Annotated in this window: 14 protein-coding genes; 13 read left to right on the top strand and 1 reads right to left on the bottom strand. The window is 69.6% G+C overall.

Annotated features, from left to right (window positions below; translation table 11 throughout):
- Window positions 1-58 precede the first annotated feature (58 nt).
- The 13 genes from CWC60_RS00540 (at window position 59) to ftsH (ending at window position 11,940) form a co-directional block, all read left to right on the top strand.
- Entirely contained in the window at window positions 59-808 is a 750-nt protein-coding gene (locus CWC60_RS00540) for a YebC/PmpR family DNA-binding transcriptional regulator (protein ID WP_109792109.1), read from the top strand.
- A 1-nt stretch (window position 809) separates the two neighbouring features.
- Window positions 810-1,313, top strand: a complete 504-nt coding sequence (gene ruvC, locus CWC60_RS00535) for a crossover junction endodeoxyribonuclease RuvC (protein WP_109792108.1) — start codon at window positions 810-812, stop codon at window positions 1,311-1,313.
- 49 nt (window positions 1,314-1,362) lie between these two features.
- Window positions 1,363-1,971, top strand: coding sequence for a Holliday junction branch migration protein RuvA (gene ruvA / locus CWC60_RS00530; RefSeq protein WP_109792107.1), 609 nt, complete (start codon window positions 1,363-1,365; stop codon window positions 1,969-1,971).
- On the top strand, window positions 1,968-3,020 hold the full coding sequence (gene ruvB / locus CWC60_RS00525) for a Holliday junction branch migration DNA helicase RuvB (RefSeq protein ID WP_109792106.1): 1,053 nt from the start codon (window positions 1,968-1,970) through the stop codon (window positions 3,018-3,020). The genes ruvA and ruvB overlap by 4 nt, the downstream gene beginning before the upstream one ends.
- Window positions 3,013-3,474, top strand: coding sequence for a tol-pal system-associated acyl-CoA thioesterase (gene ybgC, locus CWC60_RS00520; protein ID WP_109792105.1), 462 nt, complete (start codon window positions 3,013-3,015; stop codon window positions 3,472-3,474). Before ruvB ends, ybgC begins: the two co-directional genes overlap by 8 nt.
- Window positions 3,471-4,202 (top strand): protein TolQ, encoded by a 732-nt coding sequence (gene tolQ, locus CWC60_RS00515; RefSeq protein ID WP_206419692.1) that lies wholly within the window; start codon window positions 3,471-3,473, stop codon window positions 4,200-4,202. Before ybgC ends, tolQ begins: the two co-directional genes overlap by 4 nt.
- Window positions 4,202-4,639, top strand: coding sequence for a biopolymer transporter ExbD (locus CWC60_RS00510; protein WP_109792104.1), 438 nt, complete (start codon window positions 4,202-4,204; stop codon window positions 4,637-4,639). Before tolQ ends, CWC60_RS00510 begins: the two co-directional genes overlap by 1 nt.
- Before the next feature lie 13 nt (window positions 4,640-4,652).
- A complete protein-coding gene (locus tag CWC60_RS00505) occupies window positions 4,653-5,717 on the top strand; it encodes an energy transducer TonB (RefSeq protein WP_109792103.1) in 1,065 nt (354 codons plus the stop codon).
- The gene (gene tolB / locus CWC60_RS00500; protein ID WP_109792102.1) at window positions 5,717-7,072 is read left to right on the top strand and encodes a Tol-Pal system beta propeller repeat protein TolB; all 1,356 of its coding nucleotides are present in this window, start codon (window positions 5,717-5,719) and stop codon (window positions 7,070-7,072) included. Before CWC60_RS00505 ends, tolB begins: the two co-directional genes overlap by 1 nt.
- A 189-nt stretch (window positions 7,073-7,261) precedes the next feature.
- Complete coding sequence (gene pal, locus CWC60_RS00495) at window positions 7,262-7,795, top strand: peptidoglycan-associated lipoprotein Pal (protein ID WP_109792101.1); 534 nt, start codon at window positions 7,262-7,264, stop codon at window positions 7,793-7,795.
- Between the two features lie 98 nt (window positions 7,796-7,893).
- A complete protein-coding gene (ybgF, locus tag CWC60_RS00490) occupies window positions 7,894-8,883 on the top strand; it encodes a tol-pal system protein YbgF (protein WP_109796328.1) in 990 nt (329 codons plus the stop codon).
- Window positions 8,858-9,862, top strand: coding sequence for a tRNA lysidine(34) synthetase TilS (tilS, locus tag CWC60_RS00485; protein ID WP_109792099.1), 1,005 nt, complete (start codon window positions 8,858-8,860; stop codon window positions 9,860-9,862). The genes ybgF and tilS overlap by 26 nt, the downstream gene beginning before the upstream one ends.
- A gap of 146 nt (window positions 9,863-10,008) precedes the next feature.
- Window positions 10,009-11,940 (top strand): ATP-dependent zinc metalloprotease FtsH, encoded by a 1,932-nt coding sequence (gene ftsH, locus CWC60_RS00480; protein ID WP_109792098.1) that lies wholly within the window; start codon window positions 10,009-10,011, stop codon window positions 11,938-11,940.
- Between the two features lie 317 nt (window positions 11,941-12,257).
- On the opposite strand, the gene serA is transcribed toward ftsH, so the two are convergent.
- Window positions 12,258-13,832, bottom strand: coding sequence for a phosphoglycerate dehydrogenase (gene serA / locus CWC60_RS00475; RefSeq protein ID WP_109792097.1), 1,575 nt, complete (start codon window positions 13,830-13,832; stop codon window positions 12,258-12,260).
- Between the last annotated feature and the right edge of the window lie 46 nt (window positions 13,833-13,878).

Genomic DNA, 13,878 nt, shown 5'->3' with positions numbered 1-13,878 from the left:
GCGGGAAAAGGCTGAAAAGAAGCGCTCCACCGAACCTATCGTGAGCACGGAGGCCGCCATGGCGGGCCATTCACAGTTCAAGAACATCATGTACCGCAAGGGCGCGCAGGACGCGAAGCGCGCCAGGGTGTTCACCAAGCTGGCGCGGGAGATCACCGTGTCGGTGAAGGAATCCGGCGACGACCCGACCGCCAATCCGCGCCTGCGCGCGGCCATCGCCGCCGCCCGCAAGGAAAACATGCCCAACGACAACATCGACCGCGCCATCAAGCGCGCGACGGGCGACGGCGCCGCCGATACCTTCGAGAACATCCGCTATGAGGGCTACGGACCGGGCGGCGTGGCGCTGATCGTCGAGGCGCTGACCGACAACCGCAACCGCACCGCCTCCGAGGTCCGCTCCGCCTTCTCCAAGCACGGCGGCAGCCTGGGCGAGACCAACTCGGTCTCCTTCATGTTCGACCATGTGGGCGTGATCGAGTACCCGGCCGCCGCCGCCCGGATGGAGGCCCTGTTCGAAACGGCGGTCGAGGCCGGCGCCGACGACGTGGTCGCCGGCGAGGATGGCTTCGAGGTGATCACCGCCGTGGAAGCCTTCAACGACGTCCGCGAGGCGCTGGAGGCGGAATTCGGCGAGGCCGGGCGGGCCGGCCTGGAATGGCGGCCGCAGAACACCGTCGAGGTCGACGAGGAGAAGGCCGGCACCCTGCTGAAGCTGGTCGACGCCCTGGACGACAATGACGACGTCCAGAAGGTGCACGCCAATTTCGAGGTTTCCGACGAGGTCATGGCCCGGCTGGAAGGATGATATGACCCGGCTGCGGCTGATCGGCCTGGATCCCGGCCTGCGTCACACCGGCTGGGGCGTGGTCGATGTGGAGGGCAACCGGCTGATCTGGGTCGCCGACGGCTCGGTCGCCTCCGACCCGAAGGGCAGCCTCGCCGAGCGGCTGGTGCAGCTCCACGACGGCCTGCAGGCGGTGATCGCCGAATGGCGGCCCGACGCGGCGGCGGTCGAGGAGACCTTCGTCAACAAGAACCCGACCTCGACTCTGAAGCTGGGTCAGGCGCGCGGCGTCTCGCTGCTGGTCGCCTCCCTGAACGGCCTGCCGGTGACCGAATACGCCCCCAATGCGGTCAAGAAGGCCGTGGTCGGCACCGGCCATGCGCACAAGGACCAGATCCACCTGATGGTGAAGACGCTGCTGCCCGGCGCGCGGCTGACCAACGAACACGCCACCGACGCGCTGGCCTGCGCCATCTGCCACGCCCATCACGGTACGGGACCGACGCCATCTGCGCTGCCGCGCTGAATCTGCTACAACGGCCCGATACCGAATCATCCCCGGACCGCCGCCCGCCATGATCGCCAGCCTCAAGGGAATTCTCGACCGGATCGGCGCCGATCACGCGGTGATCGACGTCGGCGGCGTGGGCTATCTGGTGTTCTGCTCGGCCCGCACCCTGGCGGCGCTGGGGACGGAGGGCGATGCGGTCGCCATCCAGGTCGAGACCCATGTCCGCGAGGATCACATTCACCTCTACGGCTTCGCCGACCGCGCCGAGAAGGAGCTGTTCGGCCTGCTGCAGACCGTCCAGGGCGTGGGCGCGAAGGTGACGCTGCAGATCCTCTCGGCGCTGGCCGCCGACGACATCCGCATGGCCATCGCGTCCGGTGACGTCGCCACGATCACCCGCGCGCCGGGCGTCGGCAAGCGCCTGGCGCAGCGCATCGCCAGCGAACTGAAGGACAAGGTCGGCGCCCTGCCCGCCCGGCCGGCGCAGGCCGGTGCGGCTCCGGGCGCGGCCCCGGTCGGCGGCGCGGCGGGCGACGCGGCCTCGGCGCTGGTCAATCTGGGCTACCGCCGGGCCGAGGCCGAGGCGGCGGTGCTGCGCGGCGCGGCCATCGCCGGCGAGGACGCCACCGTCGAGGCCCTGATCACCGCCGGGCTGAAGGAGCTGGCGCGGTGAGCGGCGCCGAGGGCGAGCGGCTGGTGACGGGCGAGCAGCGCCCGGAGGACGGCGGCGAGATCGGCCTCAGGCCGCTGGAACTCACCGATTTCATCGGCCAGCAGAAGGTGCGCGAGAACCTGCGCGTCTTCATCGACGCCGCCCGCGCCCGGGGCGAAGCCATGGACCACACCCTGTTCTTCGGTCCGCCCGGCCTCGGCAAGACGACGCTGGCGCAGATCGTCGCCCGCGAACTCGGCGTGAACTTCCGCGCCACCTCCGGTCCGGTGATCGCCCGCGCCGGCGACCTCGCGGCCATCCTGACCAACCTGGAGGCGCGCGACGTCCTGTTCATCGACGAGGTGCACCGCCTTAATCCTGCCGTAGAAGAGATTCTATATCCCGCCATGGAGGATTTTCAGCTCGATCTGGTGATCGGCGAGGGGCCGGCCGCGCGCTCGGTGAAGATCGATCTGCCGCCGTTCACGCTGGTGGCGGCGACGACGCGCTCGGGCCTGCTGACCACGCCGCTGCGCGACCGCTTCGGCATTCCCTGCCGGCTGGAGTTCTACGCGCCTGCCGAGCTGGAGCAGATCGTCCGCCGCGGCGCCCGGGTGCTGGGGCTGAAGCTCACCGCCGACGGCGCCGCCGAGATCGCCCGACGGGCCCGCGGCACGCCGCGCGTCGCCGGACGGCTGCTCCGGCGGGTGCGGGACTTCGCCGCTGTCGCCGGCGCGGACGAAGTGGACGCGCCGAAGGCTGACGCGGCGCTGAAGCGCCTTGAGGTCGACGAGGCTGGCCTCGACGCCATGGACCGGCGCTATCTGCGCTGCATGGCGGAGAACTATGGCGGCGGGCCGGTCGGCGTCGACAACCTCGCCGCCGCCCTGTCGGAGCCGCGCGACGCCATCGAGGACATCATCGAGCCCTATCTGATCCAGCAGGCGCTGGTGGTGCGCACCCCGCGCGGGCGGATGATGACCGCCGCCGCCTGGACGCATCTGGGACTCGCGGCGCCGCAATCGGCCATGCCGGGGCAGATGGACATGCTGGACGGCGGCGATGGCTGAGCCGGCAGCGGCAGCGCTGGGCCGGGTCGAGGCCGACGCCCACCTGTTTCCCGTCCGCGTCTACTGGGAGGACACGGACGCCGGCGGCATCGTCTACTACGCCAACTATCTGAAATTCGCCGAGCGCGCGCGCTCCGACATGCTGCGCCTGATCGGCGTCGACCAGGCCGCGATCTGGCGCGACGGCGCGATGTTCGCCGTCCGCGACGTGAAGGTCGAATATCTGCGTCCGGCGCGGCTGGACGATGACCTTTTGGTGACCACGCGCCTCGATGCGCTGAAGGGCGCGACGATCGCGCTGCGGCAGGATATCTCCCGGCTTGGGGCCCCCCTTGTCCGGGCCCATGTACGTGCGGCATTTATCGGTCTCGACGGAAGGCCCCGGCGCATTCCGCCCGCGATTTGCGCCGCGATGGAACGCCTGACAGGAAACGGCAGGGAAGAATCAACATGAACGAAGACGTCATCGCCCGGCAATTCGCGGGGGCCGCCGAGGTGGATCTGTCGATGTGGTCGCTGTTCCTGCGCGCCGACATCGTCGTGCAGATCGTGATGCTGGCGCTGCTGGTCGCCTCGATCTGGTGCTGGGCCATCATCTTCGAGAAGTGGGTCCGCTACCGCCGGGTGCAGAAGCAGGCCGACGAGTTCGAGCGCCTGTTCTGGTCGGGGGGCAGCCTGGAAAAGCTCTACGACGAGATCGGCGCCAATGCCTCCCACCCGATGGCGGTGCTGTTCGCCGGGGCGATGCGGGAGTGGCGGCGCACCGCCGAACGCGGCCTGGCCCGGACCGACAAGCTCCGCGCTGGCCTGCAGGACCGCATCAGCCAGGTCATGCGCATCTCCATCGACCGGGAGGTCGACCGCCTGGAGCGCTATCTGGGCGTGCTGGCGACCGTCGGCTCGACCGCTCCGTTCCTCGGCCTGTTCGGCACCGTCTGGGGCATCATGGACAGTTTCCAGTCCATCGCGGCGACCAACAACACCTCTCTGGCGGTGGTCGCGCCGGGCATCGCCGAGGCCCTGTTCGCCACGGCGCTGGGTCTCGTCGCCGCCATCCCCGCGACCGTCGCCTACAACAAGTTCGCCAATGACATCGCCCGCTACGCCACCCGGCTGGAGGGCTTCGCAGGCGAGTTCTCGGCGATCATGTCGCGCCAGCTCGACGAAGGGGAGAGCCGCTGATGGCGATCCAGGTCCATGGCGGCCGGTTCCGGCGCAAGCGCTTCACGCCCATGTCGGAGATCAACGTCACGCCCTTCGTCGACGTCATGCTGGTGCTGCTGGTGGTCTTCATGATCGCCGCGCCGCTGCTGTCGGTCGGCGTGCCGGTGGAACTGCCCCGGGCGGTCGCGCCCAACCTGCAGGGTCTGGACGAGCCGCTGGCGGTGACCATAGACGAGGAAGGGAAGATCTATCTGCAGGAGAAGGAAATCGAACTGGGCGATCTGGTGCCGGCGCTGATCGCCATCACCAACGGCAACCAGGAGCGGCGCATCTTCGTGCGCGGCGACCGCACGATCGCCTATGGCCGGGTGATCGAGGCCATGGGCGCCATCAACGCCGCCGGATTCACGCGGGTCGCGCTGGTCGCGCAGGCGCCGGCGCGGGTCGGGGAATGATGCGGGAGGCGTGATGGTCCGGGGCGCCGCATTCTCGTTCGGCCTGCACGTCCTCGTGGTCGTGATGCTGGTGCTCGACTATGCCTTTCTGGACTCGCCGGCCGAGGTGCTGAGCGACCCCATCATCCCCGTCGAACTGACCACCATCGGCCCGGAAACCAATCAGGCCACCGCGGGCGAGAAGACCGACGCCCCGCCGCCGCCGCAGGCCACCGCGCCGGACAGCCCGCCGCCGCCTCCGCCCCCGCCGCCTGCCGCGGCGCCGGAGCCGCCGCCCCTGCCCGACACCAACGCCCTGGTGCGCGAGGCGCCGGAGCCGCCCGCCCCTGAGCCGGAGCCGGAGCCGGAACCCGATGTCGCCGTGGCGCCGCCCGCGCCGCGCCCGGCGGTCGAGGAGCGCGCCGACAAGGCGGTCGCGCCCAAGGAGAAGGTGGTCGAGGAGGCCGAGAAGCTGGCGGCGCGCGAGCCTCTGCCGGAGCCGAAGGCGCCCGAGCCCGGGCCGGAGCCGGAGAAGAAGGCGGAACCGAAGCCCGACCCGAAGCCGGAGCCCGAGAAGAAGACCGCTGCGACGCCGCCGGAACCGGCGCCAAAGCCCGCACCCGAGAAGACCGAGAAGAAGGGCCTCGATCTCGACCGGCTGGCCGCCAAGATCGACCGCATGGCCGATGAACGCCAGCCGCCGCGGCCGCGCGAGCAGGACCGGCGGCAGCTGGCCGACATCCGCATCGGCGAGGGCGGCGTGTCACAGAATCGGCTCAATCAGAAACTATCGGTTTCGGAAGTGGACCTCCTGCGACACCGGCTGCGGGAGAACTGGAGCCCGAACCACGGGGCGCCCGGCGTCGAGAGCATGCAGGTCGTGATAAGCATAGTCCTCAAACCCGACGGCACGCTGGCGGCGCCGCCCCGCGTCATCGACGGGTTCGACGCGGGTCAGTCGCGGGACGTGTTCGGCGCCTTCTCCGACAGCGCCGTCCGGGCCGTCTACAAGTCGCAGCCGCTGCCCCTGCCGCAGGAGAAGTTCCAGGACTGGCAGGAGATCGAGATCAACTTCAACCTCAGGGACATGTACGGCTGATGATCATTGCAGGAATTCGACGCCTTCCGGCCTTCGCGGCGCTGGCGCTTGTCGCCCTGGCGCTGCTGGCTGCGGCGCCGGCCCGCGCGCAGCTTCAGGTCGACGTCACCAGCGCCAATGTCGACCCGCTGCCGATCGCGGTCACCGACATCCACGGCGAGACCCGCACGACGCGCGAACTGGGCCAGGAGATCGCCTCCGTGATCCGGGGCAACCTGACCCGCTCGGGCCTGTTCCGGGTCATCGACCCGCGCGCCTATCTGGAGGAGCCGGCCGCCATCCAGGTCAGGCCCAACTTCGGCAACTGGCGCACCATCCAGGCCCAGGCCCTCGTTGCGGGCAATGTCAGCATCGAGAGCGACGGGCGGCTGCGGACGGAGTTCCGGCTGTGGGACGTCTTCGCAGGAGCCCAGCTCACCGGCCTCGTCTACTTCACCTCGCCGGAGAACGCCCGCCGCATCGGCCACATCATTTCCGACGCCATCTACAAGCGGCTCACCGGCGAGGAGGGCTATTTCGACACCCGCATCGTCTATGTCGCCGAATCGGGCCCGCCCGACCGCCGGGTCAAGCGGCTGGCAATCATGGACCAGGATTCGGCCAATCACCGCTTCCTCACCGACGGCTCCAACCTGGTGCTGACGCCGCGCTTCTCGCCGACGCAGCAGGTCGTGACCTACATGTCGTATTTCCAGAACCAGCCGCGCGTCTACCTGTTCAACATCGACACCGGCCAGCAGGAGATCCTGGGCGACTTCCCGGGCATGACCTATGCGCCGCGCTTCTCCCCGGACGGTGAACGGGTGCTGTTCTCCATGGCCGAAGGCGGCAATTCCGACGTCTTCATCATGGACCTGCGCACGCGGGTGACGCGGCGGCTGACGCGCAATCTGGCGATCGACACTTCGCCCAGCATGTCGCCGGACGGCCAGCAGGTGACCTTCAACTCCGACCGTTCCGGCGGCCAGCAGATCTACACCATGAACGCCGACGGCTCGAACGTGCAGCGCATCAGCTTTGGCGATGGCCGCTACGCGACGCCGGTCTGGTCGCCGCGCGGCGACCTGATCGCCTTCACCAAGCTGAAGGGCGGGCGTTTCTTCATCGGGGTGATGCGGCCCGACGGCACCGGCGAACGGATCCTGACCGAAAGCTTCCTGGACGAGGGGCCGACATGGTCGCCGAACGGCCGCGTCCTGATCTTCTTCCGGCAGGTGCCCGGCAGCAATGACGGCCGCGGCGGCAGCGTCAAGCTCTGGTCGGTCGACCTTACCGGGCGCAACCTCAGGGAGGTGCCGACGCCGCTGGACGCCTCGGACCCCGCCTGGTCGCCGCTGTCGGCGTTGTCGCCCTGATTTGGGGCCGAATGACACGTATTTGCCACACCGTAGGGCCGGTTCGGCCCAACTCCGCCGTTTTGCTTTGCGAACTTGGGTGTTAAATGTTGCAGCCACTGTCCGCGTCCGCGTGACTTAATCAAGCGCCGGACAGCATCTGCAACCTGACGTCACGTGGGCGTCAAGCATGAGGGAGCAACAATAAAGATGCGCCAGCGATTTCTGATCAAGATGGGCAGCCTCGCCGCTGCCCTGTTCCTCGTCGCCGCCTGCGGCGAGGAGGAGCCGGTGACCACCACCAGCGACACCGGCGGCGGACAGGCGCAGGCGGCGCCGGCGCCGGCGCCGCAGGCCGAGCCGAGCCAGCCGGCCGGCCCCCAGCCGGGCACGCAGGAACACTTCGTGCTGAACGTGGGCGACCGCGTGTTCTTCGACTTCGACCGCTACGACCTCGACGCCGAAGACATCGAAACCCTGCGCCGCCAGGCAGCCTATCTGCAGCAGTTCCCGTCGAAGAACGTGGTTATCGAGGGTCATGCCGACGAGCGCGGCACCCGCGAGTACAACCTCGGCCTCGGCGACCGCCGCGCCACCTCGGTGAAGGACTACCTGGTCAGCCTCGGCGTTGCGCCCGGCCGCATCACCACGATCTCCTACGGCAAGGAGCGTCCGGTGGCGCTGGGTCACAACGAGGAAGCCTGGGCCCAGAACCGCCGCGCGGTGACCGTCATCGCCAACTGACCAACGGGCAGGCGAGCTGAACGCATTCGCGGCGGGGGCCGGGAGGGACCCCGCCCGCGGATGCGGGTCCGCGGGGGGCGATCGAAGAAGGAGACGCGATGATATCCGCTGTTCGACCTTTTGCGCTCGCCGCCGCGGCGGCGATGCTGGCCCTGCCGGCGGTCCCGGCGTCGGCGCAGGACCTCGCGCCGCTGCAGGACCGGGTGCAGCGCCTGGAGCGCAGCATCAACGACCTCAAGGCCCATGTGCTGGGCGGCAGGCCCCTGCCGTCGGACAGCGCCGGGGCCGCGGCGACAGCGCCGCCATCCGGCGATGACAGGGCGGCTGCCGGGCTGAAGGTGCAGGCGCTGGAAACCGAGATCCGGGAACTCACCAACCGGCTCGAGGAGATCGACTTCACGGTGCGGCGGCTGAACGACCGCATGGACAAGCTGGTCGCCGACATCGATTTCCGACTGACCGCCATCGAACGCAATCTTGCCGCCGGCGGGGGCGCGCCGCCGGCCGCGGGCCAGGGTCCGGCCGGCGACGGTTCCAACAGCAGCGCCGGCGGCGTCGCGCCGGGTCCGCGCAATCTCGGGACGGTCTCGCCGGAGGCGCTGGAGCGCGTGCCGGCGCCGGCGGAGAACGGCGCCGCTGGCGGGTCGGAGAGCGCGGCGCTGGCCGCGCCGGCGCGGCCCGTCGAGACGCCGGCCGCCGCCGGGGGCACCCCGCAGGAGGCCTACAACGCTGCCTTCGACATGCTGCGCTCGAAGCGCTTCGGCGAGGCCGAGTCCGCCTTCAGCGGCTTCCTTGCCAGCTATCCGGAACACGAGCTGGCCGGCAACGCCCAGTACTGGCTGGGCGAGACCTATTATGTCCAGCAGGACTACGAGAGCGCCGCGGGGGCCTTTCTGGAGGGCTACAAGAAATACCGCGGCAGCTCGAAAGCGCCCGACAACCTGCTGAAGCTCGGCATGACGCTGACCAAGCTGGGCCAGAACAAGGACGCCTGCGCGGTCTTCGACGAGCTGCGGGACCGCTACCCCGACGCCGCGCAGACCCTGTTGCGGCGCGCCGACAGTGAGCGCCGCCGGGCGGGCTGCTGACGGCGGTCCGGCGGCGGCCTTCCGGGCCGCGCTCGCGGCCCTGCCGCCGGCGGGTCCGCACGTCGCCGTGGCGTTCTCCGGCGGCCCCGACAGCACCGCGCTGCTGCGCCTGACCCGGGACTGGGCCGCGGAAAGCGGACGGCGGGTCAGCGCCCTGGTCGTGGATCACGGATTGCGGTCCGAATCGGCGGCGGAGGCCGAGCTGGCGGCGCGCAGGGCGCGGGCGCTGGGCGTCGACGCGGCGGTGCTCGCCCGGCAGGGCGCCCGCCCCGGCTCCGGGCTGCAGGAAGCCGCGCGGGAGGCGCGTTACGCGCTGCTCCTCGACTGGTGCCGCGCGTACGGCGCTGGCGAATTGTTCATCGGCCACCACCGGGACGACCAGGCCGCGACGGTGCTGATGCGTCTCAGGCGCGGCAGCGGGCTGGACGGGCTGGCGGCGATGCGGCCCGAGAGCCGCCGCGGAGGCCTGCGCCTGATCCGGCCCCTGCTGGGCGTGGCGCGGGCCGATCTGCTGGCGCTGCTGCGCGACGCCGGCGACGACTGGATCGAGGATCCCGGCAATGACAGCCCCGAGTTCGAGCGCAACCGGCTGGACGGCTGGCTGGCGGAACTGGACGAGGACGGCCGTCTCCGCCGCCGGCTGGGCCGGCTGGCGCGGCGCGCGGCGCGGGCCGCCGACGCGCTGGAGACCGCCGCCGGCGACGCCTTCGCGGCGCTCTGCGCCGACCCGTCGGCGCGGCCGCTGGTGCTGGACCCCGCCGGCTGGCGGGCCCTGCCCGAGGAGATGGCGCTGCGCGTGCTCGACCGCGCGATCCGGGAAGTGGCGGGCGCGCGCGCGCCGCTCGGCCGGCTGGAGGACGCCATGGCGCGGCTGGAGACCCAGCGCCGGGTCACGGTGGGCGGCACGGTGCTGGCGCTGGACCGGACGGCGTTGAGCGTGGCGGCGGAGGCGCGGTCCACACGCGGCGATCAACTCTGATCCACGGAGGCGCGCGGCGAAAGATCGGCCCTTGCGCCTGCTTGCCCGAAACGCTTTAACGCTTATCTAGCAAAGGTGCGCCGAGACTGGCGGTCTCTCCGCCGGAGCGGCCGGCGCCCTGATGACATGATCGAAACGGGAAACACGTGGCACCCTTCGGAAGAAACCTTGCTCTCTGGATCATCATCGCGCTGCTCGCGCTGGCGCTGTTCAACCTGTTCCAGAGCCCCTCGAACAACACCACCGGGCAGCAGCTCACCTATTCGCAGTTCCTGACCAAGGTCGAGGAAGGCGGCGTCCGCGACGTCACCATCGAAGGCAACAACATCTCCGGCCATCTGCAGGGCGGCCAGCCCTTCCAGACCTATGCGCCCTCGGACCCGACGCTGATCGACACGCTGCGCGACCGCGGCGTGGACATCGACGCCAAGCCGCGGGAGGAGGGCAGCGCGCTGTTCTCCATCTTCGTGTCCTGGTTCCCGATGTTGCTGCTGATCGCGGTCTGGATCTTCTTCATGCGCCAGATGCAGGGCGGCGGCGGCAAGGCCATGGGCTTCGGCAAGTCCAAGGCCCGGCTGATGACCGAACGCCAGGGCCGCGTCACCTTCGAGGACGTCGCCGGCGTCGACGAGGCCAAGGAGGAGCTCGAGGAGATCGTCGAGTTCCTCAAGGACCCGCAGAAGTTCCAGCGGCTCGGCGGCCGCATCCCCAAGGGCTGCCTGCTGGTCGGACCGCCCGGCACCGGCAAGACGCTGATCGCGCGCGCCGTGGCCGGCGAGGCCAACGTGCCCTTCTTCACAATCTCGGGCTCCGACTTCGTCGAGATGTTCGTCGGCGTCGGCGCCAGCCGCGTGCGCGACATGTTCGAACAGGGCAAGAAGAACGCGCCCTGCATCATCTTCATCGACGAGATCGACGCCGTCGGCCGGCACCGCGGCGCGGGCCTCGGCGGCGGCAATGACGAGCGCGAGCAGACCCTGAACCAGCTGCTGGTCGAGATGGACGGCTTCGAGGCCAACGAGGGCGTGATCCTGATCGCCGCCACCAACCGCCCCGACGTGCTGGACCCGGCGCTGCTGCGCCCCGGCCGCTTCGACCGCCAGGTGGTGGTGCCGCTGCCCGACATCCTGGGCCGCGAGAAGATCCTGAAGGTGCACATGCGCAAGGTGCCGCTGGCGCCGAACGTGGACGCGCGCATCATCGCCCGCGGCACGCCCGGCTTCTCCGGCGCCGACCTGCAGAACCTGGTCAACGAGGCCGCGCTGCTGGCCGCGCGCAAGAACAAGCGTCTGGTCACCATGACCGAGTTCGAGGACGCCAAGGACAAGGTCATGATGGGCGCGGAGCGGCGCTCCATGGTCATGGACGAGGACGAGAAGAAGCTGACCGCCTATCACGAGGCGGGCCACGCCATCGTCGGCATCTTCATGCCGGGCTCGGACCCCATCCACAAGGCGACCATCATCCCGCGCGGCCGCGCGCTGGGCATGGTCATGCGCCTGCCGGAGAAGGACCAGCTCTCCATGCGCTACGACCAGCTCATCGCCCACCTGGCGGTGGCCATGGGCGGACGCGTGGCGGAGGAGATCATCTTCGGCAAGGACAAGATCACCACCGGCGCCGCCAGCGACATCCAGCAGGCGACCGGCCTGTCGCGGCGGATGATCACCGAATGGGGCTATTCCGACAAGGTCGGCATGGTGCGTTACTCCTCCAACGAGGAGGAGGTCTTCCTCGGCCACTCGGTGACCCAGCAGAAGAACATCTCCGAGCACACCGCCGAGCAGATCGACGAGGAAATCCGCCGCCTGATCGACGAGGCGCTGGAGACCGCGCGGGGCATTCTCACCGAGAACCTGGACCTGCTGCACCGCGTGGCCCAGGCGCTGCTGGAGTACGAGACCCTCTCGGGCGACGAGATCCAGGCGCTGAAGCGCGGCGAGAACATCGACCGTCCCGAGGACAGGACCGACAACAAGCCCAAGGCCGGCCCGGCCTCGGCCGTGCCCGAAACGGATGGCCATGAGGGCGAGCCCGACGACGGCGGCATGGAGCCGGAGCCGCAGCCCGGCAACTGACCGCTCCGCCACCGGCGCGAACGAATGAACCCCGCGGGCCGCAACCCGCGGGGTTTTTCTGTTCGGCGCCGGCGGGCCGGTCCACCCTCCCCCTTGGTCAGGGGGAGGGCAGGGTGGGGGATCGCACCGACGCTGACCCGCGCCCTCAGAGCAAACCTTGAGGAGATTGAATAGCCACTGGGGCTTTGGTGTCATGCCCGCCTTGTGCGGGCATCCGGCCAAGATCATCGACTTGCGGCGAAGCCGCTCCGGACCCCCGCACAGAGGCGGGGGTGACACGCCGAGTGAATGGCGGTTCAATCAAACAGCGGAACGACCTAGAACCTGAGGGCGTGGACCCGCTGGACGTAGTCCTTCAGGCCGGCGACCTGCTTCAGCACCGCCTCGGGCACCGGGCCGTCGACCTCGATGAAGGAGACGGCGTTGCCGTTGGCGCGACCCAGGTGGAAGGTGCCGATATTGACCCCGGCGTCGCCCAGCAGCATGCCGAGCCGGCCGATGAAGCCCGGCTTGTCCAGATTGCGGATGAACAGCATGTTCTCGCCGAATTCCGCCTCCAGCGAGATCGTGTCGATCTCGACGATGCGCGGCATGTCGCCGGCGAACAGCGTGCCGCCGATGCCGCGGGCACCGTTCTCGGTTTCCACGAACAGCCGGATCGCCGTCTGGTAGTTGCCCGGCGTCTCGTCGCGCTCCTCGACCACGTGAATGCCGCGGTCCTGCGCCAGCACGGGGGCGTTGACCATGTTGACCGAGTCCATCTGGTGCTTGAGCAGGTTCTGCAGCAGCACCGCCGAGAGCGGCTTCACGTTCAGCTTCGCCACCCGGCCCTGATAGGCGATGCGGACGGTCTTGATGGAGCTCTGCAGGGTCTGGCCCATGAAGCCGCCCAGCTGTTCCGCCAGCTTGATGTAGGGGCGCAGCCGCGGCGCCTCCTCGGCGGTGACGGAGGCCATGTTGAGCGCGTTGGAAACCGCGCCGTCGAGCAGGAAGTCCGACATCTGCTCGGCCACCTGCAGGGCGACGTTGACCTGCGCCTCGGTGGTGGAGGCGCCCAGGTGCGGGGTGGTGATAACGTCGGGCTGGCCGAACAGCACGTTCTCCTTCGCCGGCTCCTTGAGGAAGACGTCGATCGCCGCGCCGGCGACCTTGCCGTCATCGAGCGCCTTGCGCAGGTCTTCCTCGACCACCAGGCCGCCGCGGGCGCAGTTGATGATGCGCACCCCGTCCTTCATCTTCGCGATGGTCGCGGCGTCGATGATGTTGCGGGTCTGGTCGGTCAGCGGCGTGTGCAGGCTGATGAAGTCGGAACGGGCGTAGAGCTCGTCCAGCTCGACCTTCTCGACGCCGATCTCCTTGGCGCGCTCGACGGAGAGATAGGGGTCGGCGGCGATCACCCTCATGCGCAGGCCCTGGGCGCGGCTGGCGACGATGGAGCCGATATTGCCGCAGCCGATGATGCCGAGGGTCTTGGCCGTCACCTCGACGCCCATGAACTTGGACTTCTCCCACTTGCCGGCCTGGGTGGAGCGGTCGGCCTGGGGGATCTGGCGGGCCAGCGCCATCATCATGGCGATGGCGTGCTCGGCGGTGGTGATGGAGTTGCCGAAGGGCGTGTTCATGACGCAGACGCCGGCGGCGGTCGCGGCCTCGACATCGACATTGTCGACGCCGATGCCGGCGCGGCCGATGACCTTCAGGCCCGGGGCGGCAGCCAGCACGTCGGCGGTGACCTTGGTGGCGGAGCGGATGGCGAGGCCGTCATACTCGCCGATGATCTCGAGCAGCTCCTCCTTGGAGAGGCCGGGCCTCTCGTCGACCTGGACGCCGCGCTGGCGGAAGGTCTCGGCGGCGAGCGGGCTCATCTTGTCGGAAATCAGGACTTTGGGCATGGGATGTTCCTTTCCTGGAACAGACCGCAATCGCTGCGGAATGGCA

The sequence above is a fragment of the Minwuia thermotolerans genome, from assembly GCF_002924445.1.
Classification (GTDB): domain Bacteria; phylum Pseudomonadota; class Alphaproteobacteria; order Minwuiales; family Minwuiaceae; genus Minwuia; species Minwuia thermotolerans.
The sequence above is the reverse complement of the archived record's forward strand: the minus strand, read 5'-3'. Positions and strand labels throughout refer to the sequence as shown.